The following is a 24,122-nucleotide window of genomic DNA, read 5'->3' on the forward strand; positions in this document are numbered from 1 at the left end:
TTACTTATCCCCATTCATAATTGCGTTTACATCTTTAGCCTGCACCATATCACCGGTATTATTACCCCAAGCGTTTCGCTCGTAAGTAACTACAGCCGCAATTTCAGACATAGTTAACTGTTTTGAAAACGACGCCATTGAAGTACCGCTCTTACCGTTTACGACTATATCAATGTGCCCTGGAATATCTTCGGTAGCCATTTGCGAACCTTTCAATGCCGGGAAAACACCCGGTAAACCTTCACCGTTAGGCATATGACAAGCCGCACATACGCCGTCATAAATGCGTTTACCGTTTGTCATTAGCTCATCCATGCTCATGTTCATAGCCAATAAGCGCTGCTCTTCTTCGCGCGCTTTTTGCGCAATGGCTTCTTGCTCTGCTATCCACGCTTCATATTCAGCAGGCTCTTTTGCAATAACTACCACGGGCATAAAACCATGATCTTTGCCGCAAAGTTCAGCGCACTGTCCGCGATATATACCGGGCTCGTTTACATTCGTCCACGCTTCGTTAATAAAACCGGGGTTAGCATCTTTTTTAACGGCAAAGTCAGGCACCCACCACGAATGAATAACGTCATCTGAGGTAATTAAGAATCTGACTTTTTTTCCAGTAGGAATCACTAAGGGGCGGTCTACTTCTAGCAGGTAATTTTCGGTTTTTTCGAATTTGTTTTGTATTTGCTTTTGCTGGGTGGCCATTACTGAATAAAATTCAAGGTCATTATCCCTGTATTTGTAATGCCATTTCCACTGGGAACCGGTTACCAAAATGGTTACATCTGGCTTACTTACGTCTTCCATATCAAGCAAGGTTTTAGCCGCAGGCACTGCCATACCAACTAAAATTAGAAAAGGCACCACTGTCCATGCAATTTCCACTTTCACGTTTTCATGAAAATTCGCTGGCTTTGCCCCTTTAGATTTTCTATGGGCGATCATGGAATAAAACATTACACCAAAAACTAATACGGCAATTACCACGCAAATGAAAAACATTAGCATGTGTAAATCATACACTTGATGAGAGATGTCAGTTACACCCGGACGCAAGTTCAAATCTGAACGGCCACTGCTAGCAACATTTTCTGCAAAAGCACTCGTCGAGAAAATGCTAGGTAGTAGAAAAGAAAGGAAAGGTCTGAGCTTCACACTAATACTCCCACTATGTGTACAAAAAACAGATGCATATAGCAAAGCCACACATCCATATTGCAGACAAAAGATTAAATTAAAGTAACGCAAATGTTTATATTTTGTAAAAACACGATCAATAATCAAACAATTTTCGCCGCTAGTCTAGTGTTTTTTATAATTTTTATTCAGTATTTGCTTTATTAATAAGCGAATTGCGTAGGGGAATTAAAAAAGGGCGCTTAGAAATAAGCGCCCTATGGGATGATTTTTCACAAACTAATTGTTAACCAAACAGTTTTTTAGATTATAAATCGCCGTGATCGCGAATAACGCCTACAGCTAAACCTTCAACGGTAAAGAATTGCGAGGCTAGATCAACTCGAATTGGCTCGAATTCTTCATTCTCAGCATGCAATAAAATTTCACTGCCTTTACGCTCGAAACGCTTAACCGTAACATCTTCATCAACTCGCGCTACCACTACTTGACCGTTATTCACTTGATCCGTTTTATGAACCGCCAGCAAATCACCATCCATTATGCCAATGTCTTTCATACTCATTCCGCGTACGCGCAACAAGTAATCAGCCTGGGGGTGGAACATGGTAGGGTCACACTTAAATCTATTTTCAATGTGCTCTTGAGCTAATATGGGTTCACCCGCGGCTACTTGGCCTATTAAGGGCAAGCCATCTTCTACCTCATCTTCTAAATCAACGTTAAGTTTTATACCGCGGCTTGTGCCCGGCAAAATTTCAATAACGCCTTTTTTAGCCAAGGCTTTTAAATGCTCTTCTGCAGCATTTGCAGATTTAAAACCAAGTTGGCGCGCAATTTCTGCTCGCGTAGGGGGCATACCCGTATCAATCATAGTAGTTTTTATGAGATCAAGTACTTCTTGTTGCCTAGGGGTTAGTGGACGCATACACAGCCTGTTCATCTATACAGTTAAACCCAGTATAACTTTTAATAAGCTATTAGCAACTTTATTTTACGTTTATCAGCTAGATATGAACATTTTTATAGCTTGAAGTGGTCTTACTAGCGGGGAATGTTATGTTTTGATACAACTTTACAGTGCATCTGCAGCCTTAGTTCGTGATAACATTGTAATCTCAATAAATATTCCATTTTCCAACATTATCATTTTTATACTACTGGAGATTTTATGAAAGCGATTGTAAACTTTTTACGATCATTGCTTGCTAAGCCTATTGGATGGCTAGTTTCGGTTAAAAGTATTCCCAACGATTTAACAAAAGAGCTGGGCATTGACCCATCAAAGCCTATTGTATATTTGCTGCAAACAAAATCGTTCACCGATTCTATTGCCCTAGAAAAATCAACAACATTCCTAAACTTGCCTTCGCCTAAAACCATGCTAAAGCTTGAAGGTGAGCAATACGAACGTAGCTATTATTTAAATCGTCCGCAAAGTATTATTACTCGGCAAATAAAACCAACCACAATTGAAGATAACTTCACGCAAATGTTTCATTTTCAGCGTGAGCACCAAGACGTTGACGTCCAGCTTGTTCCTGTTTTCATATCATGGGGGCGTTCAGCAGGAAAAGAGCGTTCAGGGTTTGCGCAGTTAATTGCAATTAAAGCCTCGCCTAACTGGCTACGTAAAGCCATGATTGTTTTGTTCTTTGGGCGTGATAATTTTGTAACCTACTCAAAGCCTGTTTCCACTAAAGAAATGGCGGCGTTAAAAGGAAGCGATCAACAAATAGCCCATAAGTTAATACGTGTGGCACGTACCCATTTTCAGCGCAAGCAACAAACTTTAAGCGGCCCAACGTTGTTAGAAAGGGCTAGCTTGTATAATTCTATTTTAGGTGCAAGCTCGGTTAAACAAGCCATAGAAGACGAGGCAAAACACAAAAAGGTTCACCCCACAAAGGCACGCGCAAAAGCCCAAAGGTATGCCAAAGAGATTGCCGCTGATTACCGTGAAGGCTTAATTAGAATTGGTGACCGCGTACTTAGCCGGGTATGGAACAAAATTTACGATGGCATAGATGTAGGGCATGCCGACCGCGTGCGAGAGCTTGCCGCAAACGGCCATGAAATTATTTATGTGCCTTGCCACCGAAGCCATATGGATTACTTACTATTAACTTATGTAATTTATCATGAAGGTTTAGTAACCCCCCATATTGCTGCTGGTATTAATTTGAATTTCTGGCCTGCAGGGCCAATTTTTAGGCGCTGCGGAGCGTTCTTTTTGCGCCGAAGCTTTGCCGGAAACAAATTGTACTCAAGCGTATTCCGTGAATATTTAGAGCTACTATTTAATAAAGGCTATTCGGTTAAATACTTCCCCGAAGGTGGGCGCAGCCGCACTGGCCGCCTGCTTCCGCCTAAAACGGGTATGCTAGCGATGACCATTCAAGCCTTCACTAAAGGGGTTAAGCGCCCTGTGTCTATTGTTCCCGTTTACATAGGGTATGAGCATGTAATGGAAGTGAAAAGCTACATGAAAGAGCTCAAAGGCAAATCAAAGAAAAAAGAATCACCAACACAGGTATTCTCAGCTATACGAAAACTCAAAAACTACGGCCATGGATATGTAAACTTTGGTGAGCCACTTTCACTTAATAACTTTCTAGACCAAGAAGTACCTGACTGGCGTGAGCACGTTACCGATGATGATAAAAAGCCTAAATGGTTAACTCCAACGGTGAATAGCCTTGCCAACAACATTATGACGCGCATAAATAACAATGCTGCGCTTAATGGCACTGCCTTGCTCGCCTTTATTTTGTTGTCATCAAAAACTCACATTATGAGTAAAGATGAATTAATCAAAGCCGTAAAAGACTACTTGGCTTTGTTTGAAGCGAACCCCTATAGTTCAGACGCCACTTTCCCAAGCAACAGTGCTCAAGACATTGTTGATAGAACCTTAGCCTTAAATCGCTTTGAGCAAACTCAAGACGCTTACGGCCAAATGGTATCACCTAAAAAAGACAATGCCATTCTACTGACCTTTTATCGCAATAACATAATGCATATGTTTGCGGTACCAAGCTTAGTAATGGCGCTCATATTCGCCCACGGCAAGCTAAATAAAACCAGTATATTGGCCTCGATTGAACAACTTTACCCCATGCTTAAACGCGAATTTTTCATGAGTTTTACAAGTGAAACCTTATTAGCGTATGTAAGTAATTTACTAGACTACCTAGTAAATTCCGGCATGTTAATTCAAGAGGGTGATCAATACAGTAGCGCACCACCAAGCTCTAATGAATTTCATAGCGCTTGGTTGTTAAGCCGAAGCATGCAAGAAACGTGGCAGCGATACGCGGTAGTGCTTCGCGTACTTGAAACAGAACAAACCATTGGCCGCGCTCAGCTTGAAAGGCAGTCAACAGCGGTAGCAGAGCGTTTGTCTATATTGTTTGGTATGCATTCGCCCGAGTTTTACGATAAAAACGTGCTAGCTACATTTGTAAACGCATTAAAAGAGAACCACTTAATAACCAGCAATGAAGATGGAAGCTTAAGCGTATCCACGCAAAGTTTGGATTTAAAAGATACTATAATGCCGTTAGTATGGCCTGAAATAGCCCAGCACTTAGAGCGAATTTAGAAAAAGAAAAACAGAGTAAGCAGTTGCTTACTCTGATGATAGGAAGAAGTTGTAAGCAGGATCATCAAGATGTTCCTGCACTTCAAAATCAAGTTTATCAAGATAGTCTTGAAAACTGGCTCGCTGTTCGCTTTGAATTTCAAAGCCGGCTAATACTAAACCCTGCGCTGCACCATGGTTTCTATAATGAAACATAGTGATATTCCAGCTTTCACCCAAGGTATCTAAAAAGTGCATGAGTGCACCCGGATATTCTGGGAACGAAAAGCTAAATATACTTTCTTCAATTGGCGTTTGCGGACGGCCGCCTACCATGTGGCGAACATGTAGTTTTGCTAGTTCATTCTGAGACAAGTCAGAATAATCATAGCCATGCTCACTTAACTTAGCCATAAGCGCATCAAACTCTGCTTTACCGTGTTTTAGTTTTACGCCAACAAATATATGCGCTTGCTTATTATTGCTATAACGATAATTAAATTCGGTAATCACTATGCCGCCTAGCAAACGGCAAAAGGCTTTAAACGCGCCTTTATTCTCAGGAATATTAACCGCAAAAACCGCTTCTTTTTGTTCACCCAATTCGCAGCGTTCTGACACATAACGAAGCGTGTGAAAATTGATATTCGCGCCGCACAAAATCCCCGTTAAACGTTTGCCTTTAATATCATGTTCGCGGCAATATTTGCGAATAGCTGCAACAGATAGCGCGCCGGCAGGCTCTGCAATTACGCGTGTATCATCAAAAATATCTTTAATGCCGGTGCAAATTTCATCGTTACTAACGGTAATTACATCGTCTAAATAACGTTGGCAAATTCTAAAGGGTTCAGTGCCTATGGTTTTTACCGCTACGCCATCAGCAAATATACCCACTTGCGGCAAGGTAACCGGGCCGCCTGCGTCTAATGCCGCTTTTAAGCTTGCAGACTCTTCAGACTCCACACCAATAATCTTAATAGAAGGCTTAACTTGCTTTAAATACAATGCGATGCCAGCAGCTAAACCACCGCCACCTACCGCTACAAAAATATAATCAAAGTGGCTTAATTGCTCTAACATCTCTTTTGCAATAGTACCCTGCCCTGCAATTACATCAGGGTGATCAAAAGGCGGGATCATTGAATAACCATTAGCTTCACGTAATTGGGCAGCATGCCCACTGGCTTGGTCAAAGCTTGTGCCAAATTGCACCACCGTTACGTTGTCACCGCCAAATTGGCGTACAGCGTTTACTTTTATATCTGGGGTGGTTTCAGGCATCACAATGGTTGCCTGTATATTCATGGCCTTAGCCGCATAAGCTACGCCCTGCGCATGGTTTCCGGCAGAGGCAGTCACTACTCCAGCATCGCGCTGAGCTTGGCTTAACTGCGCCATACAATTATAGGCGCCGCGCAATTTAAACGACTTCACCGGTTGTTGATCTTCGCGCTTTAAAAACACTTCATTTTGCGTAGTTTTCGACAAGCTCTCTAACTTGTTTACGTCAGTAACAACCGCGGCGTCATACACTGGCGCTTGCAGTATTTTTATCAAATAATCAAAGTCAGATTGAACCGTGGCGGCACCCGCCGTATTGTTGCTCATGAATTGCTTACCTTTAATATTTGATTTTGCTTGGGTCGCGCACCGCGCCTTTATCAGCACTGGTTGCCATCATAGCGAATATTTTCAATGACGTAGATACTTCTCGAACACGTTCAAGCGGCTGATACGGCTTCGCACTTGCTTCTACTTGCGTTCTGCGAGCTTGTAGCTCGTCGTCACTCAACAATACGTTAATGGTTCTGTTAGGAATATCAATTTCAATCATATCGCCATTATTCACTAAGGCTAAACCACCGCCACTAGCCGCTTCTGGTGAGCAATGTCCTATAGATAAACCCGAGGTTCCGCCTGAAAATCTGCCATCGGTAATAAGTGCGCAATCTTTGCCTAAGCCTTTTGATTTTAGGTATGAGGTGGGGTAAAGCATTTCTTGCATACCTGGGCCACCTTTAGGGCCTTCATAGCGAATAATTACCGCTTCACCCTTTTGTACTTCGCCATTAAGTATGCCCGCAACTGCGTCATCTTGGCTTTCATATACCCGTGCTGGACCCGTAAATTTCCAAATAGATTCATCAACACCTGCGGTTTTAACAATACAGCCATCTTTCGCCAAGTTACCTGAAAGCACGGCTAAACCGCCCTCTAGGCTATAGGCATTATCAAGGTTTCGAATACAGCCGCCTTCGCGATCATCATCCACCGTTGGATATCGACAACTTTGGCTAAAGGCTTGTGTGGTGCGTATTCCGGCGGGGCCAGCTTTAAAGAATTCGCGAGCAAATTCGTTTTCAGGATTCGTTACATCCCAATCAGCAATAACCTCTTGCATGGTTTTCCCAAGTACATGGTGCGAATCACCATGCAGCAAGCCAGCTTTATTAATTTCATTTAAAATACCCATTACACCACCGGCTCTGTGCACATCTTCCATATGATATTGCGGAGTAGAAGGCGCTACCTTACATAAATGCGGAACCTTGCGTGATAAACGGTCAATATCATCCATGGTGAAGTCAACTTCACCCTCAATTGCTGCGGCAAGTAAATGCAAAATAGTATTGGTAGAACCGCCCATGGCAATATCAAGGCTCATCGCATTTTCAAAGGCATTAAAGTTAGCAATATTACGCGGCAGCGCAGTTTCGTCATCATCACCGTAGTAACGCTTACATAAATCAACAATGGTACGACCGGCTTCAACAAACAAGCGTTCACGGTCTGAATGCGTGGCTAAGGTAGAGCCATTACCTGGCAATGACAAACCCAATGCTTCGGTTAAGCAGTTCATTGAATTGGCGGTAAACATGCCTGAACATGAACCACAAGTAGGGCAAGCTGAACGCTCAATTTGGTCAGTGTCTTCATCACTCACGGTGTCATCTGCGGCAGCTACCATGGCATCAACTAAATCAAGTTTAATAAGTTGATCCGACAACTTGGTTTTACCCGCTTCCATTGGCCCACCAGATACAAATATTACCGGTATATTTAAGCGCATAGAGGCCATTAACATTCCCGGTGTAATTTTGTCGCAGTTAGAAATACACACAATGGCATCTGCGCAGTGAGCATTTACCATGTATTCTACGGCATCAGCAATAATTTCACGTGAAGGCAATGAATACAGCATGCCGCTGTGCCCCATTGCTATGCCGTCATCAACAGCAATGGTATTAAATTCTTTTGCCACCGCTCCGGCTTCTTCAATACTGCGCGCTACCAGTTGGCCTAAATCTTTAAGGTGAACATGCCCCGGCACAAACTGCGTAAAAGAGTTTGCAATAGCAATAATAGGTTTGCCAAAATCACCGTCTTTCATGCCAGTTGCGCGCCATAAGGCACGTGCACCCGCCATGTTGCGGCCATGAGTTGTGGTAGCTGATCGTAATTTAGGCATGCTAATTTCCTTTATTGTGTATTGCGAACAAGTTGTTTTTGCCAACTTGAAAAAATAAGTATTCGCCGCGCAAACATTTATGGGAGCGCCACGATATGAATATATTAGGGAGGATATTTTGCCTTAAATGAATTAAGGAAACAGCAACAAACTGGTAATTTTGCGCTATTAAAAACACCCTCGTGAAAGGGGTGATATAGTTTACTGAGCAAATTAATACTCAATACTAATAAACACCATTTCCACTTTTTATTTAAGGCCTGCAGGTTGCACGCGCTAAATAAACAAATGATGCTCAAAATACAAAATTGTCGTCACGCGTAGAGTGTGCCTTTATTTATCTGCACACGCAAGAATATTTCCAGTTTAGCGCAATATTATGAGCGAATGCAGCGAAAAACTGGTCCAAGGTTCGGTTTTAGCCCTTTATTGAGTACTTCATAATGCATACCCAATAAATAAAAACACACGGAATGCATATGGAACTTGCGGTAGTGTACACACGTGCCAATTTAGGAATTGATGCACCTTTAGTAACAATAGAGGTACATTTGAGTAACGGTTTGCCGGCATTTAACTTAGTTGGCCTGCCTGAAACCACGGTAAAAGAATCACGTGACCGCGTTCGAAGCGCAATGATAAACGCCGGTTTTGAATTTCCCAACAAACGCATCACTGTAAACATGGCTCCTGCCGATTTGCCTAAGGGCGGCGGGCGCTTTGATTTAGCCATTGCTATTGGCATTATTTGCGCGAGCGAAGGATTAGGCGCGGGATGCTTAGAAACGTATGAATTTGTAGGGGAGCTTGCCCTTTCGGGCGCATTAAGAAGCGTGCAAGGCGCTCTGCCAATGGCATTTGCGGCCGCCAGTTCAAAACGCCAATTAATTTTGCCGCAATTTAATGCACAAGAAGCTGCCTTAGTTAGCCAAGCGCAAGTATTAAGTGCCAATAGTTTATGGGACGTTTACCTTCACCTAACGGATAAAAAACACTTAGCGCAAGCAAAGCCCCAAACTAGCAACAACATCCAAAACAATTACAGTGAAGTATATGGTGATTTAGCTGACATTGTAGAACAAGACCACGCCAAACGCGCGCTAACTATATGCGCCGCAGGCGGTCACAACTTACTTCTTTTCGGCCCAGCTGGCACGGGCAAAAGTATGTTGGCAAACCGTTTGTTGTCTATTTTGCCTGAGCTAGGTGAACAAGATGCGTTAAAAGTAGCGTCTATTCGTTCGGTGGTAGGGCAACAAATTACCCCGCAAAATTGGCGACAACGGCCGTTTAGGCAACCTCATCATTCTAGTTCAGCAGCAGCTTTAGTTGGCGGTGGCAGCTATCCTATGCCTGGCGAAATTACCTTAGCGCACAAAGGTGTGCTATTTCTAGATGAGCTACCAGAATTTGGCCGCCACGTGCTTGATGTATTGCGCGAGCCTTTAGAAACCGGTGAAATTAACTTATCACGCGCCAAGCACAAAACAACTTATCCAGCTAATTTTCAACTAGTAGCAGCAATGAACCCAAGCCCCACAGGCGATGTAGATGACAAACGCTGTAATGATGACCAAATTCTACGCTACTTAAACAAGGTGTCAGGGCCATTACTTGACCGAATAGACCTACAGGTGCATGTACCGCGAATTGATATTACCCAAGCGATACAAAAACAAAATAGCGCTAAAAGCCCCCGCGTCACTAGCCAAAATGTGCGCGAGCAAGTAAGCCAAGCACAAGCGGCGCAATATAAACGCCAAGGCTGCTTAAATGCTGATTTAAGCAATAAAAGTATTGAGCAGTTTGCAGGACTAAGTGACGAAAACCAAAATTTCATAAGCCGCGCAATAGATGCATTGGGGCTGTCGATGCGGGCGTTTCATCGCAGCGTAAAAGTGGCGCGCACTATTGCCGATTTAGAACAAAGCCCACTTATTACCAAAAATCATTTAGCTGAGTCGCTGTCATACCGTAGTTTTGACAAGCTGCTTAAGCAGCTCACGTCAGTTTAAGGTAAGCCTGCTTATATTGTATCTAAGGCAGTCAATACATCATGAACAATGTCACTTTCGCGCTCACACCCTACGCTAAAGCGCACTATGCCTTCAGGGATATCGTCAGACCCCCACCGTGCGCGGCGCTCACCCATACTATGTACGCCACCAAAGCTGGTAGCAACATGCACCAATTGGCAGGCTTCAAGAAAGGTAGTGGCAGCTTCGGCATTGGCTAATTCAAAACTAATAATGAAGCCATACAGTGATTGTTGGCGTTTCGCCACTTCGTGTGAGGGGTCACTTGCTAGGCCTGGGTAACGCACCGAACTCACCTTCGGATGAGTTAGCAGTAGCTGAGCTAATGTCATAGCATTGCTGCACATCCGTTCAAGGCGCACATCAAGCGTGGCCAAACTGCGATGCACTAACCATGTTTCCATGGGCCCCGGAATGTTGCCTGAAAATTTGCGCCATTCTCGCATCTTCTCAACAAGCTCATTATTTTGTGAAGACACATGGCCAAATAGAACGTCACTGTGCCCATTAACGGCCTTTGTATCAGCACTCATGGTAATGTCTGCACCCAATGTAAGTACTTGCTGACCTAAAAAAGTAAGTGTGGTGTTATCTACCGCTAAAATGCCACCATGCTCATGAATCTTTTTGGCGGCTAAGGCTATATCGAAGGTATCAAGCATTGGATTACTAGGCGTTTCAAGCAAAGCTAAATCAATACCCTCAAAAGAAAATAAATCAATGTCTTTTGTTGCAATAGTTTGAATATGAACACCGAATTTTTGCAGAAACTTTTCAGCATATACGCGCACGGGCGTGTATCCATCATTCGGCAATAATATTGTTTGCCCCGGTTCAACCAAGCTGGTGAGTACGGCTGCCGCGGCTGACAAACCCGAAGGAAAAATAATGGTATCACCCCCTTCTAACTGCGCTAAGCCCGTTTCAAGATTATGCCAAGTAGGTTGGTTGAATCGTCCGTATTGATACACGGCTGGGTCAACCTCACCGGCTAAATGAAAGGTGCTGGCAAATTGCGGGCCTTCACGAAAAGGATTACCATTTTTAGCAGGTAAATCCCCTGCATTAATAGCTTGGGTAGCAAGGGTGGGCTTGTTGGTCATAAAAATCTCAGGCAAATATATAAAATTAGCAATAGGCTGCTTACTATAAGGGAATCGTAACTTACACTGCAAACATTTGGCTTACGGCCTTAATTAAGGGCTCATTCATTCTTTCGTTCAAGTAACACAAACCTAAGCGATAGTGCTCAATATCATTTACCGATACCGTTTGCACTTTGGTTTTAGCGGCTGAGTTTTCAAGTACTATTTGGGGCACAAAACCAATCCCTAAGCCTAGCGCCACCATGCTCACAATGGCCTCATTACCTGACACCTTCGCATATACTCTTGGGCGAATATTGTGTTCAGCAAACCAATGGTTAACAATACGTTTCGAAGGCCCTTGAGCGGGCATAATCACATTTGTGTTTTGCCACTTTATGTCATTTACCGTACTTACATTCATGTTACTAGGCACAATAAGCGTAAGCGGCACTATATCTATGGCTTGAAAGTGGATATTTGCGGGGAAATCAGGTGTATGAATAGCAATCGCTACGTCAGCGTTATTGCCTTGTTTAAGCTCGCTTACCTTGCTTAATGCTAAGGCATGGTCACCAGTATCAAGTTTAATTTCAACCGCGGGGTAAAGGGTACGAATTTTTTCAAGCAAGGTAGGTAAATAAGTTTGCGCTGCCGTTACCGAGCAATATAAAGACAACTCACCGCTTAACTCTTCCCCCTGTTGTTTAAATTCGCTTTGCAGCTGATGGTACTGGGCAAGGGTTTCATCAGCAAAGCTTAATAATTTTCGCCCAGCACTGGTTAACTGTACGTTTCTATTGTTACGAATAAACAGGGTTACGCCACACTCTTGCTCAAGGCGCATAATAATGCGCGTTAAGGTAGGCGGAGACACAAACATAGCCGATGACGTTTTCGTAAAACTTAAGCTAGTTGCCAAATGTTGGAACTGTTTTAAACTTTTAATGTCCATAATTTGCACTATTTTTAGCAAGCAAGGCATCGAATAATAACGTTTATTTCACTTTAAACAATAGTCTATTGCAAATAATTCAATTTATAAAATAATACGCTTTGCTACTATGCATTCCAAGGTCGTCACAGACTACAAATTTTAGTTTTGCATTTTAGATGCTCGGAATACAAATTACATGGCAAATTATTTTAACAGCTTAGCTTTCAGACAACAGATTGACCAAATTGGTCAATGTAGATTCATGCAACGCGAAGAATTCGCAACTGGTTGTGATTTCCTTAAAGGAAAATCAATCGTAATTGTGGGTTGTGGTGCACAGGGTTTAAACCAAGGTTTAAACATGCGCGATTCAGGCTTAAACGTAAGCTACGCCTTACGCCAATCAGCTATTGATGAAAAACGTGACTCATTTGTACGTGCAAGTGAAAACGGTTTCACCGTTGGGACTTATCAAGATCTTATTCCTAACGCTGACTTAGTTTACAACCTTACGCCTGACAAACAGCACGCGAGCGTTGTTGAAGCTGTAATGCCACTAATGAAGAAAGGCGCAACCTTGTCTTATTCTCATGGCTTCAACATTGTTGAAGAAGGCCAGCAAATTAGAAGTGACATTACTGTAGTAATGTGTGCTCCTAAATGCCCAGGCACTGAAGTTCGTGAAGAATATAAGCGTGGCTTTGGTGTACCAACACTTATTGCGGTTCACCCTGAAAATGACCCACAAGGCGAAGGCTTCGAAATTGCCAAAGCATTGGCAAGTGCAACTGGCGGTGACCGCGCAGGTGTACTTGAAAGTAGCTTCGTTGCCGAAGTTAAATCTGACCTAATGGGTGAGCAAACTATTCTTTGTGGTATGCAACAAGCCGCTGCGGTACTTGCTTACGACAAAATGGTTGCTGAAGGTGTTGACGCTGCATACGCAGGTGCACTTATTCAATACGGCCTTGAAGCAATTACCGAAGCACTGAAAATTGGCGGCGTAACCAACATGATGGACCGCTTGTCAAACCCAGCTAAAGTACTTGCGTTTGATTTGTCAGAAGAATTAACTGACATGATGCGTCCATTATTTGAAAAACACCAAGACGATATTATTTCAGGTGAGTTTTCAAAAACCATGATGGAAGATTGGGCTAATGGCGATGCGAACTTGCTGAAATGGCGTGAAGAAACCGGTCAAACTGGTTTTGAAAATGCACCAGAGTACACAGGTACTATTACTGACCAAGAGTTTTTTGATAAGGGCATATTACTCGTTGCCATGATCAAAACAGGTGTTGAAGTAGCATTTGATGTAATGGTTGAAGCCGGTATTTTACCAGAGTCAGCTTATTATGAATCACTTCACGAAACGCCGTTAATCTCAAACACGATTTCTCGTAAAAGATTGTACGAAATGAATGTAGTAATTTCAGATACTGCAGAATACGGCAACTACTTGTTTGCCAACGCAGCTATCCCACTACTTCAAGAAAAGTTAATGCCTAAAATCACCCTTGAGCACATTGGTGGCGGCCTGAGCAACACCGGTAACGGCGTTGATAACTCAAGACTAGTGGCTATTAACAAAACTATTCGTAACCACGGCGTTGAAGCCATTGGTGAAGAATTACGTGGATACATGACCGATATGAAAGCAATTATTGCTTAATCATCGGGTGTAACCACACCAGTTCTGTCGTTAGGTGCTTAAACTAAGCTCCTTTTGCCCGGCCATTTTGGTCGGGCTTTTTTAAAATGGGGTCAGTGTAACTTTTTGCTTAACAGGTCTACCCATTTTTCCTGATTTCAATTTACTCCCAATCATTGTTTCAATTTTACCTTTGAATTCATCGTCGCCCAATACTATTTCTTTGTTCAAACTTACTCTTATTTCATTGATTAAAGATTGAGGGAGTGTCTCGTTGAACAATGACCGATATGCGCTCAGTCTCGTCGTACAGGTAGTCCCTAATTGCAAATAGATGTCATGTGGTTTGCATAACTCTGACAATACACCTAATGCATTATTGTGATAGCTCGACCATTTGTATTGCCATGGTTCATTGACCATTTTGGCTCTGACCGGATTCAATTCTATGTAGCGGTAAACATTGAGTAAATAAGTTGAAGTGCAGACCAACGACGATTTGAAGCGACCTTCCCAAAGGGTTCCTGTTTGCTTATAGGTGTCGTTAAAGTACCTTACATATTTTCTGCCTAGTGATTGCATCATTTGACTAACGCCCAAGTTGTCTGACCGCGGAGTGCACAACAAATGCACATGGTTGGTCATAAACACCCAAGCATGTAATGCTACATTAAATTTTTCGCTATATTGTTTTAACCAACTGGCATAAACAATAAAATCTTGTTCACGTTTAAAGCAAACTTTACGGTTGTTACCACGCTGAACAACATGTTGCGTCACATCTTTGGGGCCTATCCTTCTGCGCCTTGCCATATTCATTCCATCGATAAACTATTCTGTTATCAATATAAAACGAAGCAAATTTATTACAATCCTGTACCTAGCAAAACTGGACTTAGGGGGTAAGTAACACTGACCCCCTTTTTTATTATTTCACCACTACCGATGACTCAATAGTAATACCTTTATCCGTAATGTTAGTTTCCGCACTCAGCACCATATCCGTTTCCATCATTGTTTCAAGCTCAGGTGGAATAGCTTGTCCTGACATTTGCATAATAGGAAGTAATTGAGTAAAGAATTGACCATAATCAATCGTAATCGCTTGCAGTCCATTTGCTTCAACACTCTCAGCAAGTACTGACTCAGCTTGTACTTTCCCTTTAGCACCAGAGTAAATCACTAAATGCTCTTGGTTAGCTTGAGCTTTTACTTCTAGACCAAACTGATCAAGCATAGGAACGACTTCATTCAACGAAAGTTCTTCGCCTTTCGCGGGCAATGGTTGAGAAGCTAAAAAAGGCACAAATGTTTGTAGGCTACCGTAAAGTGAGCCTATATTTTCAGCTGAAAAAGAAACAATAGCATCAACTGCCATTTCCTGACCACCTGACATATCAAACTCGAATTCATTCACAGCTGCTGCTGCACCAAAGAAACCATTTGCAATACCTGCCATCGCGAAAGCGCCAGTAGGATTGTTTTGCTTTAATTCCTTTTGCAGGGCAAGTATTGGCTCGCAAGACAAAGGCAGATTAGCAACCGCATTAAACATAGAGCTTACACTGCCGCTTAACTCAGCAACATCCACACCCAAGCCAACAGACATAATACTAGTGCTGTCTTTCACAAAGTTAGGGATGAACCCTCTCAATGCTTTTAATGCATCGATCGTTACTTTGCTATTTGTTGGAATGAGTACTTTACCATCTATTTTAACCCCATCTTCAGCAAGCAAATCGATGTTGCTATCCATAAAGACACCAGGCCATAAGGCAGAAAGCATACTAATATCGGCTTTACACGCAGGCTCTCTAAACATTTCAAATTCTTGCTGAAACTCTTCACCAGCGAGTGTGTTTAAATCTATCGCCAAAGAGTTGCCATCCAAAGAAGTAAACATCAAACCAAGCTGCTTCGAACTTATAAAGCCAAATGCTTCTTTACTCATTTCATATTCATTCGTTAGCTTGTTATATACATCGCTGCCTACTAGTGGCTTGCTTTGCTTTTCAAAAGCCATGGTTGTTCTAAGATGCGCATCGCCTAACTTTGGACTATGAATAGCAATCACTCCCCAACCATCTGCGGCTCTTACCAAAAGGTCAAGTTGTTCAGTTTCATCTAACACATAGCGCACGTAGCTTTGGCCATCAACAACTTCATCACTATACGCAATGTTTGACGCTTGTTGTGCTTCAGAGAAAAAAGCTAAAAACCTTGCTTCATCTTTTAATTCCCAATGCATCACTGGTGCAATACCATTCATAAAGAATAATGAGCGTAATTGATTCTTAACGCCTATTTTCGTCTCTATGTCATCTGGTGTAGACAATGCACTCATAAGGCCAGTAACTAAAGTTAATGCAAACTTACTAGTTGCATCGCTTTCACTCTCTAAGCTTTTTTCTAGCATAGTCACTAATTCACCGTATTGACTAGGCTGCATACCAAGAGAAGCCAAATACGCTTTCATATCAACAGGCTCGAGCTGTGCAGACATTAATACCGTATCACCAGGAATATAGTCGAGTCGCTCTATATTTGCGCTACTCTTGCCGCCTAAGAGTTGATAGGCTCCGAAGCCCAATACAACTAGCACTATGAGGATTATAAGATTTTTCATAAAGGTTCCTTGTTGAAGTTATTAAGTAGCGTCCTCGCTACATCTATATGTGTGTTTACAACCCATTGAATATACCACCATTGGGCGTGAAATATGGGGGTCAGTGTCACTTTATTTCTTAACAGGCGTGCCCACTTTTCCTGATTTTAATTTATTCCTTCTCATCGCTTTAATTTTACCATTGAGTTCGCCGTGCCTAATACTAATTCGATGCAGCAGCAAACATTAAGTAAATAATTTAAAGTGCAGACCAACTACGATTATAAGCGACCTTCCCTAAGCGCTCCTGTTTGCTTATACGTGTCGTTAAAGTACCTTGCATATGTTCCGCCTAGTGATTACTTCATTTGACTAGCGCCCAAGCATGTAATACTACATTTATTACAATATTGTACCTAGCAAAACTAGACTTAGGGGGGGGAAGTAACACTGACCCCCTTTTTTCGCTATGTAACTTAGTTGCATTTTAGCGCATAATGGTTTTGCACTAATCGGCGTCAAATTTTAGAATGCTGGTTAATAAAATAAGAAAACATAGGATCGAATATGTCATTTAAACTTACCTTAGTTGCGGGTGCGGTTATGTTGTTAACTGCCTGCTCTAACGAATCAGAAACTACTAATACGCAAAATACTCCACTACCAAGCGCTGAAACCGCGCCAATGGAAGTAAGCAAAAACGCGTCAGAAAAAGCTAACCAATTGTTTGACGAGCTATTCGAAGAATCTATTGCTCGTTCTCCCCAGTGGTTAACAGCCCTAGGCCGTAAAGCCGATAACGACAAATGGAACGATATTTCAGATCAAGCAGCCAAAGAAACACAAGAACTTGCCATTGCACAATTAGCTAAACTAAACGCTATTGATGCTCCACAACTTGATGATCAAACCCAAACAAGCTTAATGCTATTTAAGCAGAAGCTAGAAAACCAAATTGCTGATTACAAATGGCGCTTGCACACTTACCCTGTGAACCAAATGTATGCCTTGCATGCTGGCGTACCTACCTTGTTGTTAAACCAACACCGTATTGATAGCGAAGCCGATGCACAAGCCTATATTGCGCGTTTGAATGCACTACCTGCGTATTTCGCACAAATTATTGATGCTTTAAAATTGCGTGCTGAAAATGGCGTAATTACTCCCAAATTTGTGTTCGCTCATGTTATGCGTACTGGCGAAAACATTGTACAAGGGGCACCACTAACAGAAGGTGATGACAACACAGTATTTGCTGACTTTAAACGTAAAGTAGACGCCTTATTTGAAGGTGATGACAGCGAAAAAGCACAACAGAAAAAAGCCGAGCTCATTGCCCAAGCTGAGCAAGCCATGCTTGAGTCATTCAAGCCTGCTTATGCTAATTTGCAAAGTTATTTAAGCGAACTTGAAAAGCAAGCTGACACTAAAGACGGCGCTTGGAAATTACCCAATGGTGATGAATTTTATAAAGTAAAACTTCAGCGCACCACTACCACAGACTTAACAGCCCAAGAAATTCATCAAATAGGCTTAGATGAAGTGGCTCGTATTCATGATGAAATGCGCGAGATTAAAAATAAGGTTAATTTTGAAGGTGATTTAAGAGCCTTTATGGACTTTATGAAAACTGACTCGCAGTTTTACTATCCAAATACTGAAGAAGGTAAAGCGCAATACTTAGCCGAAGCCACCGCCTACATTGATACCATGATGACGCGCTTAGATGAGTTGTTTATTACCAAGCCCAAAGCGCCACTTGAAGTTCGCGCAGTTGAAGCGTTCCGCGAGCAATCAGCTGGCAAGGCGTTTTATAATCAGCCGTCACAAGATGGTTCACGCCCTGGCATTTATTACGCTAACCTATATGACATGGAAGCTATGCCAACCTACCAAATGGAAGCCCTAGCGTATCATGAAGGCGCACCTGGCCATCATATGCAAATAGCGCTTCAACAAGAACTTGAAAACATGCCAATGTTTAGAAAGTTTGGCCGCTATACCGCTTACACTGAAGGTTGGGGTTTATACACTGAGTACATGCCTAAAGAAATTGGTATGTATTCAGACCCATACTCTGATTTTGGCCGCTTGGCGATGGAGCTTTGGCGAGCATGCCGCTTAGTGGTTGATACAGGTATACACGCCATGAAGTGGACGCGCCAAGAAGGTATTGATTACTACGTTGATAACACGCCAAATGCAAAATCTGACGCAGTTAAAATGGTTGAGCGCCATATTGTAATGCCTTCGCAAGCCACGGCTTACAAAATTGGTATGCTGAAAATTCTTGAGCTTCGTGCTGATGCAAAAGAAAAACTGCAAGATAAATTCGACATTCGTGAGTTTCATGAAGTGGTGCTACAAAATGGCCCAGTGCCTTTGAACGTGCTGGAAGCAAACGTTAATGCTTGGGTAGAACAAACACTATAGCGTGTTCGTTACCTGCCTTACGTAAGTTTACAAAAGCCCCTAAACGGGGCTTTTTTTATTACTAAAATTTCATATAAAGCGAGCGCGATATCACGTATCATACATGCTGATTTTTGTATTTTCACCACAGGCCTTAGTCACTTTTATGGATCTTATTTTCTTTGATTTAGACGGCACCTTGTTAAACAATGCCTCTGAAATATCTACCTTCACAAAAGACACGCTAGGCTTGTTATCAGAAAAAGATATTGCCTACACCGTAGCAACCGGGCGCACTATGTTAGCGGCCAAACATTTAATTGAAGACCATGCTTTTACGCTTCCTCATATTTACAACAATGGCGTAACTATATGGGATCCTGAGCATGAATCTTTAACTTTGGAAAACTTGCTTGATAACGCTGAAATTAGCACTGTATTAAGTATTGCCACAAGCCATAACATTACGCCTTTTGTTAATACGCTCGAAAACCATCATCACAATATTTATTTTCCTGACCCGCAAACAGAAGTTGAAAAAGAATTAGTCAATAAGCACTTTTCAAGATCTGATGCTACCTTGTTGCCCTTAGCTGCTATGCCAAGTAATGCCCAAGTAACCAACATTAGTATGATAGGTGATTCATCTGCAATTACTGATATTTGGAAAACCTTAAACAGTTATAGCAACTTAATTGCGTATTCTGGGCCAGCTATACAAGGCCAAAATTGCCGATGGCTAGACGTGCACCATTGTATGGCTAGCAAAGGCGGGGCGGTTGAAAATTTAAAAAACCGTTTAGGCGCAAGCAATGTTATTTGTTTTGGTGACAGCGATAACGACCTAAGCATGTTCGCACTCGCTAACGAAAGTTACGCACCTGAAAACGCCTCTGATGAAGTAAAACACGCAGCAAATGCGGTAATAGGCCACCACCATAAAGATGGTATTGCCCACTTTTTACGTGAGCGTTTTTCGCTGTAAAAAATAATTATACGAAAGTGCTATAATTGATGTTTTACATTGCCAATAAAAGGTGTATAACACTGCAAAATTACCTTCACTCGTAATACGAATGCAAAGCCATTTAATACAGTAGAGTGAATGCGACTACGGCAATTTCAATTAAGGATTTATGCGTGCGTGTTTGGCAAAAGATATTAAGTTTACTACTGTTGATTACCTTGAGTGGCTGCGAAAGTTTAGCGCCACAAAACACACCAGTTGAAGCTGTTCAAGAAATAAAGCCCGTTTATCAGGTGCAAATTGCGCCGAATAAGTTAAGCGGAAACAGCCAAATTCAAAGTGTTGCGCCTTTAAGTTTATTTGAGGGCAGCAAAGGAATTTACGCACTTATTGATACCAAAGTAAACGCCGAAAAAGTGTATATATTAAAGGGCGTAACACTGCATCATGATGAAACCTTTGCCCAATTAGATTCATCTAACAACAATACTCGCCCCAGCATAATTGCAAACTTTGATTTAAAGCCTATTAAGCGAGTGGAATACGGGCAGCACCTTATTTTAGAAGAAAACAATGTAGTCTTAAATTATGAGTTAACTGATGACATACATGAGTTTTCATGGGTAGATTATACCGCTGACATTGCCAAGCTTAAAACCGCTATTAGTGAAAAAGACCTAGCTAAAATAAAAGCGCTGAACATTCCTACCGAGCTTATTCCAAGTAATATTCTGCGTATTTTGTATGACCATATACAAACTAGCGACAGCAATGAAGATATTAAGGTTTACGAGCAAATTATGAAGATGCTATATACCCCAAACGAAAACGCTCCGGAAGCACCCGAAGCGTTGATTGAGTCTTTAAAATAACGTATTCGCTTGCTGCCTAGCCTTTATGGCTTGTGCAAACTTTATTAAACACGGCGGAGTATATTCCCTACTCTTCTAAAGGAGTGTACTTAATGCCAAGGTTTACAGCCAAATAAGTAAAAATGCCAAATACTAAAAAGCCGTATGCAATAGGGTAAATATTGCTAGTGAGGTAATTGTTAATAAACACCGCAATTGGCACGGCCAACAAGCTTGTGAACGAACCAATAAAAGCCGCTCCTACACCAGCAATATGTCCAACCGGCACCATGGCCAATGAATTCAAATTACCAAATAAAACACCAATAAAGAAAAAGCCCATAAACATAACCGACACAAACAACCACAACGGTGGTATTCCATTGAATAACACTGTAATTACGGTCATGGCTACACCATACACAACAGTCATGACCAAGGCGCCGCGCACTAACTTAAGCATGCCTAACTTCACTACCATCATGCCGTTAAATAAAGAAGCTGCACCTATAGCAAAGGCCAAAGTAGCAAACAACAAAGGAAAGTATTCGCCCGTATCGTAAATGCCTTGAAAGATAGTTTGCGAACCACTTAAGTAAGCCAAAAACGCACCAAATATTAAGCCCATGCCCATTGCTGGGCCCATTACGGCGGGCTGTTTAATTAACCAAGCTACCGAGCGAAAAAACGCAAGCCAGTTAAACTTCACTCTTTTTGCGCGCGGTAGGGTTTCTTTTTGCCGTGAAAAAAACCAAATGGCGGAAATAATCGCCACAATAGCGAACACTGAAAAAATATGTCGCCAGCCAAAAGCATGCATCACAAATTGCCCCACAAGCGGCGCTATCATAGGCACTAAAATAAAGATAACCGTAGTGAATGACATTACACGTGCCATAGCATTGCCCGAATATAGGTCACGAACCAAGGCCATTGATGCTATGCGCGGGCCTGACACCCCAAAGGCCTGAATTAATCTACCCGCTAACAACACTTCCATTGACTGCGCCAAGTAGCACACTAAAGTGCCTAAAAGAAAAATAATTAAGCCCACTAAAATGGTTAATCGCCGCCCTCGGGCGTCAGCGAAGGGGCCAAAAAACACTTGGCCAAATGCCATGCCCACAAAAAAGATAGAAACAATAAGATAAGTTTGTTGGCTACTTTCGCTATTTAACTCGCTACCAATAACTTGCATAGCAGGCAACATGGCATCAATACTTAGGGCCACTAACGAAGTTAAAAACGCCATAAGCAATATAAACTCAACCAGGGGCAGTTTTGCGTCGTTAGGCGTGTTTACGTTTGCTTGCTGTGCATCCATTTTTAGGCTCACTTCGATTGATATTCATACAGGCGCGAAACTTAACATACATGTATACTTAGGGCTATGATAAAGTTCGTTTAAATAAGCTTAAATTCTTAAAATGAAAGGTATTGTTCACGCAAAGATATAGCGTACAATAAACACCCTTCAAGCATAATATACCGCCTAAGTGCGTAATAATTTTGAATATAAATAGGAAGTAAACATGGCCGCGTTCGGAACTCTTTTTATGCCAGAAATGGCGCTAGCTACTTTTGAAAATGGCGTTTGGAGCGAAGCTTCAATGGTATCGGCTAGTAGCATTGCAATGCATCCTGGTGCCCATGTTTTGCATTATTCAAGCACCTGTTTTGAAGGTTTAAAAGCATTTCGTCACGAAGACGGCGGCATATATGTGTTTCGTATGGACCAAAACATTAAGCGCTTTCAGCAAAGCTCTGAATTATTACACTTACCTAAAGTAGACGCTGACCAGCTTTCAAAGATGATTCTTGATGTGGTTGCACAGTATGACAGTGAGGTCCCAGCGCCTCCAGGCTCTATGTATATTCGCCCTACGCATATTGGAACAGAAGCTTCAATAGGGAAAGCTGCGGCACCATCAGCCACATCAATGATGTATGTCTTGTTATCACCCGTGGGTGATTATTTTGCAGGTGGCGCGAAGCCCTTGCGTTTGTTGCTAGATGAAACCGGCATGCGCTGCGCGCCGCACATGGGCATGATCAAAAGCGGCGGTAACTACGCCAGTGCGCTAGGCCCTATATTAAATGCTCGCGATGAAGTACAAGCGGATCAAATCTTGTTTTGTCCAAATGGCGATGTACAAGAAACCGGTGCCGCTAACTTTTTAATAATTGACGGCAACGAAATTATTACCAAGGGCTTGGATTCAAGTTTTCTGCACGGTGTAACTCGTGCGTCTATTCTTGCCATTGCCTCTGACTTAGGCATGACGGTGAGCGAGCGCAACATTAGCGTGAGTGAATTATTAAAGCTTGCTGCAAAACCGAATGTTGAAGCAGCGTTGTCAGGCACGGCGGCTGTTCTAACGCCGGTAGGTACTTTCATTCATGAGGGCACTGAATACACAGTAGGCTCTGGTGAAGCAGGCCCTACTACTATGAAGCTGCGTGCTGTATTAAATGATATTCAATGGGGTAAACGTGAAGATACCCATGGCTGGTTAACAAAAGTTAACTAGCACTGAAATGCTAGGTACATTAACTGTACCTAGCCATATGACTCTTCTAACAATAAATCAAAGGGCGTTTTGCCATCAGCATCTAAATGGGTTTTAAGTAAAGGAATGGGTTGCCCGTGGCCTGCAGCTGTTTGCAAAAAATAATGCGCTCGGCGCTTTAAACGCTCCCCATATTGCCCGCCCACTAAGGCAATATAATCGGCGCCGCCACGGCGCTGAGGTTTAGCAAACACACTGATAAAAGTGGTCACATTTTTCATACCCTTTTTATTGGGTATTTTGTATTTGTTGCGCATTTTGGCTTTTACGGGATCTAAGGCAATAAGCAAATTTACCTCTATTCCTTTTTTACGTAGGTGTTTGGTCGCAATATCTTTCGCCACGCTGCCCCCGCGGCTATGGCCGACTAAATTTATGCGTATAGCCGGGTTTTTACGGCGAAGCTTTCGAATGTGCTTCACAATTTCTTTTTTATCTAAGTAGCCATAATACTCGGTAATAGAGTGCGGGCCTTGGTGCTTTTGAAAATACCTTTGTGCATACTCCATTAGGCGCGTAGGCCCCCAATAAACCACGCCAAATCGTTCGCGGGTTTTGTCAGCGCCACCGCCTATAAAAAATATCACATTGGTAACATTGTCAGTGCCATGCGCGCTCCCAGTGGTGGCATGGAGTGTAGTAGATGCGTGCATTGCGCTTAAACTTACCTTATTAACTACCCAGTGTTTATATTGTAACCTGCATTGGTTTATTAAAACGACTTTTTATTGCTCGCCGTTTTTGGTAAAGCAATAGTAATAAACCATAATTTGTGAAAGCTTGGCAAGCACTGTAGAGTAATGCGCAAATAAC

Annotated in this window: 17 protein-coding genes; 7 read left to right on the plus strand and 10 right to left on the minus strand. The window is 42.3% G+C overall.

Annotated features, from left to right (window positions below; translation table 11 throughout):
* Both coxB and lexA read right to left on the minus strand, forming a co-directional pair.
* Positions 1-1,116 (minus strand): cytochrome c oxidase subunit II, encoded by a 1,116-nt coding sequence (coxB, locus tag ACOI22_RS10385; protein WP_420672356.1) that lies wholly within the window; start codon positions 1,114-1,116, stop codon positions 1-3.
* Between the two features lie 328 nt (positions 1,117-1,444).
* The gene (gene lexA / locus ACOI22_RS10390) at positions 1,445-2,065 is read right to left on the minus strand and encodes a transcriptional repressor LexA (RefSeq protein ID WP_420671958.1); all 621 of its coding nucleotides are present in this window, start codon (positions 2,063-2,065) and stop codon (positions 1,445-1,447) included.
* A gap of 243 nt (positions 2,066-2,308) precedes the next feature.
* Here lexA and plsB point away from each other — a divergent pair, with 243 nt between their 5' ends.
* Positions 2,309-4,741 (plus strand): glycerol-3-phosphate 1-O-acyltransferase PlsB, encoded by a 2,433-nt coding sequence (plsB, locus tag ACOI22_RS10395; protein ID WP_420671959.1) that lies wholly within the window; start codon positions 2,309-2,311, stop codon positions 4,739-4,741.
* Positions 4,742-4,768: 27 nt separating this feature from the next.
* On the opposite strand, the gene ilvA is transcribed toward plsB, so the two are convergent.
* Positions 4,769-6,331: a threonine ammonia-lyase, biosynthetic gene (gene ilvA, locus ACOI22_RS10400; protein WP_420671960.1), complete on the minus strand. Its 1,563-nt coding sequence runs from the start codon at positions 6,329-6,331 to the stop codon at positions 4,769-4,771.
* A 13-nt stretch (positions 6,332-6,344) separates the two neighbouring features.
* On the minus strand, positions 6,345-8,192 hold the full coding sequence (gene ilvD / locus ACOI22_RS10405) for a dihydroxy-acid dehydratase (protein WP_420671961.1): 1,848 nt from the start codon (positions 8,190-8,192) through the stop codon (positions 6,345-6,347).
* A gap of 479 nt (positions 8,193-8,671) precedes the next feature.
* Here ilvD and ACOI22_RS10410 point away from each other — a divergent pair, with 479 nt between their 5' ends.
* Positions 8,672-10,207 carry a YifB family Mg chelatase-like AAA ATPase gene (locus tag ACOI22_RS10410; RefSeq protein WP_420671962.1) on the plus strand — a complete coding sequence of 512 codons (1,536 nt, stop codon included), beginning with the start codon at positions 8,672-8,674 and terminating at the stop codon, positions 10,205-10,207.
* Between the two features lie 11 nt (positions 10,208-10,218).
* Here the strand turns inward: ACOI22_RS10410 and ACOI22_RS10415 are convergent, their stop codons facing one another.
* Positions 10,219-11,331 carry a cystathionine gamma-lyase gene (locus ACOI22_RS10415; protein ID WP_420671963.1) on the minus strand — a complete coding sequence of 371 codons (1,113 nt, stop codon included), beginning with the start codon at positions 11,329-11,331 and terminating at the stop codon, positions 10,219-10,221.
* Positions 11,332-11,392: 61 nt separating this feature from the next.
* On the minus strand, positions 11,393-12,268 hold the full coding sequence (gene ilvY / locus ACOI22_RS10420) for an HTH-type transcriptional activator IlvY (RefSeq protein ID WP_420671964.1): 876 nt from the start codon (positions 12,266-12,268) through the stop codon (positions 11,393-11,395).
* A 178-nt stretch (positions 12,269-12,446) separates the two neighbouring features.
* Between ilvY and ilvC the strand changes: the two genes are divergently transcribed.
* The gene (ilvC, locus tag ACOI22_RS10425) at positions 12,447-13,925 is read left to right on the plus strand and encodes a ketol-acid reductoisomerase (protein WP_420671965.1); all 1,479 of its coding nucleotides are present in this window, start codon (positions 12,447-12,449) and stop codon (positions 13,923-13,925) included.
* Positions 13,926-14,006: 81 nt separating this feature from the next.
* Here the strand turns inward: ilvC and ACOI22_RS10430 are convergent, their stop codons facing one another.
* Both ACOI22_RS10430 and ACOI22_RS10435 read right to left on the minus strand, forming a co-directional pair.
* A complete protein-coding gene (locus ACOI22_RS10430; protein WP_420671966.1) occupies positions 14,007-14,717 on the minus strand; it encodes a transposase in 711 nt (236 codons plus the stop codon).
* Positions 14,718-14,832: 115 nt separating this feature from the next.
* A complete protein-coding gene (locus ACOI22_RS10435) occupies positions 14,833-16,530 on the minus strand; it encodes a hypothetical protein (RefSeq protein WP_420671967.1) in 1,698 nt (565 codons plus the stop codon).
* Positions 16,531-17,076: 546 nt separating this feature from the next.
* Between ACOI22_RS10435 and ACOI22_RS10440 the strand changes: the two genes are divergently transcribed.
* The 3 genes from ACOI22_RS10440 to ACOI22_RS10450 all read left to right on the plus strand — a co-directional run bounded on the left by ACOI22_RS10440 (position 17,077) and on the right by ACOI22_RS10450 (position 20,760).
* A complete protein-coding gene (locus tag ACOI22_RS10440) occupies positions 17,077-18,942 on the plus strand; it encodes a DUF885 domain-containing protein (RefSeq protein WP_420671968.1) in 1,866 nt (621 codons plus the stop codon).
* Between the two features lie 145 nt (positions 18,943-19,087).
* On the plus strand, positions 19,088-19,906 hold the full coding sequence (locus ACOI22_RS10445) for an HAD family hydrolase (RefSeq protein ID WP_420672357.1): 819 nt from the start codon (positions 19,088-19,090) through the stop codon (positions 19,904-19,906).
* Between the two features lie 155 nt (positions 19,907-20,061).
* Positions 20,062-20,760: a hypothetical protein gene (locus ACOI22_RS10450; protein WP_420671969.1), complete on the plus strand. Its 699-nt coding sequence runs from the start codon at positions 20,062-20,064 to the stop codon at positions 20,758-20,760.
* Positions 20,761-20,827: 67 nt separating this feature from the next.
* On the opposite strand, the gene ACOI22_RS10455 is transcribed toward ACOI22_RS10450, so the two are convergent.
* Positions 20,828-22,063 (minus strand): multidrug effflux MFS transporter, encoded by a 1,236-nt coding sequence (locus tag ACOI22_RS10455; RefSeq protein ID WP_420671970.1) that lies wholly within the window; start codon positions 22,061-22,063, stop codon positions 20,828-20,830.
* Between the two features lie 208 nt (positions 22,064-22,271).
* Here ACOI22_RS10455 and ACOI22_RS10460 point away from each other — a divergent pair, with 208 nt between their 5' ends.
* Positions 22,272-23,270 carry a branched-chain amino acid aminotransferase gene (locus tag ACOI22_RS10460; protein WP_420671971.1) on the plus strand — a complete coding sequence of 333 codons (999 nt, stop codon included), beginning with the start codon at positions 22,272-22,274 and terminating at the stop codon, positions 23,268-23,270.
* Positions 23,271-23,299: 29 nt separating this feature from the next.
* Here the strand turns inward: ACOI22_RS10460 and ACOI22_RS10465 are convergent, their stop codons facing one another.
* Complete coding sequence (locus tag ACOI22_RS10465) at positions 23,300-23,962, minus strand: hypothetical protein (protein ID WP_420671972.1); 663 nt, start codon at positions 23,960-23,962, stop codon at positions 23,300-23,302.
* Between the last annotated feature and the right edge of the window lie 160 nt (positions 23,963-24,122).

This window comes from Glaciecola sp. 2405UD65-10 (assembly GCF_048820975.1).
In the GTDB taxonomy this organism is placed as follows: Bacteria; Pseudomonadota; Gammaproteobacteria; order Enterobacterales; family Alteromonadaceae; genus Glaciecola.

Excerpts from the sequence above, each read along its gene's own strand:
- lexA (WP_420671958.1), bottom strand. The coding sequence starts at position 2,065 with ATGCGTCCACTAACCCCTAGGCAACAAGAAGTACTTGATCTCATAAAA.
- plsB (WP_420671959.1), top strand. The coding sequence starts at position 2,309 with ATGAAAGCGATTGTAAACTTTTTACGATCATTGCTTGCTAAGCCTATT.
- ilvA (WP_420671960.1), bottom strand. The coding sequence starts at position 6,331 with ATGAGCAACAATACGGCGGGTGCCGCCACGGTTCAATCTGACTTTGAT.
- ilvD (WP_420671961.1), bottom strand. The coding sequence starts at position 8,192 with ATGCCTAAATTACGATCAGCTACCACAACTCATGGCCGCAACATGGCG.
- ACOI22_RS10410 (WP_420671962.1), top strand. The coding sequence starts at position 8,672 with ATGGAACTTGCGGTAGTGTACACACGTGCCAATTTAGGAATTGATGCA.
- ACOI22_RS10415 (WP_420671963.1), bottom strand. The coding sequence starts at position 11,331 with ATGACCAACAAGCCCACCCTTGCTACCCAAGCTATTAATGCAGGGGAT.
- ilvY (WP_420671964.1), bottom strand. The coding sequence starts at position 12,268 with ATGGACATTAAAAGTTTAAAACAGTTCCAACATTTGGCAACTAGCTTA.
- ilvC (WP_420671965.1), top strand. The coding sequence starts at position 12,447 with ATGGCAAATTATTTTAACAGCTTAGCTTTCAGACAACAGATTGACCAA.
- ACOI22_RS10430 (WP_420671966.1), bottom strand. The coding sequence starts at position 14,717 with ATGGCAAGGCGCAGAAGGATAGGCCCCAAAGATGTGACGCAACATGTT.
- ACOI22_RS10435 (WP_420671967.1), bottom strand. The coding sequence starts at position 16,530 with ATGAAAAATCTTATAATCCTCATAGTGCTAGTTGTATTGGGCTTCGGA.
- ACOI22_RS10440 (WP_420671968.1), top strand. The coding sequence starts at position 17,077 with ATGTCATTTAAACTTACCTTAGTTGCGGGTGCGGTTATGTTGTTAACT.
- ACOI22_RS10445 (WP_420672357.1), top strand. The coding sequence starts at position 19,088 with ATGGATCTTATTTTCTTTGATTTAGACGGCACCTTGTTAAACAATGCC.
- ACOI22_RS10455 (WP_420671970.1), bottom strand. The coding sequence starts at position 22,063 with ATGGATGCACAGCAAGCAAACGTAAACACGCCTAACGACGCAAAACTG.
- ACOI22_RS10460 (WP_420671971.1), top strand. The coding sequence starts at position 22,272 with ATGGCCGCGTTCGGAACTCTTTTTATGCCAGAAATGGCGCTAGCTACT.
- ACOI22_RS10465 (WP_420671972.1), bottom strand. The coding sequence starts at position 23,962 with ATGCACGCATCTACTACACTCCATGCCACCACTGGGAGCGCGCATGGC.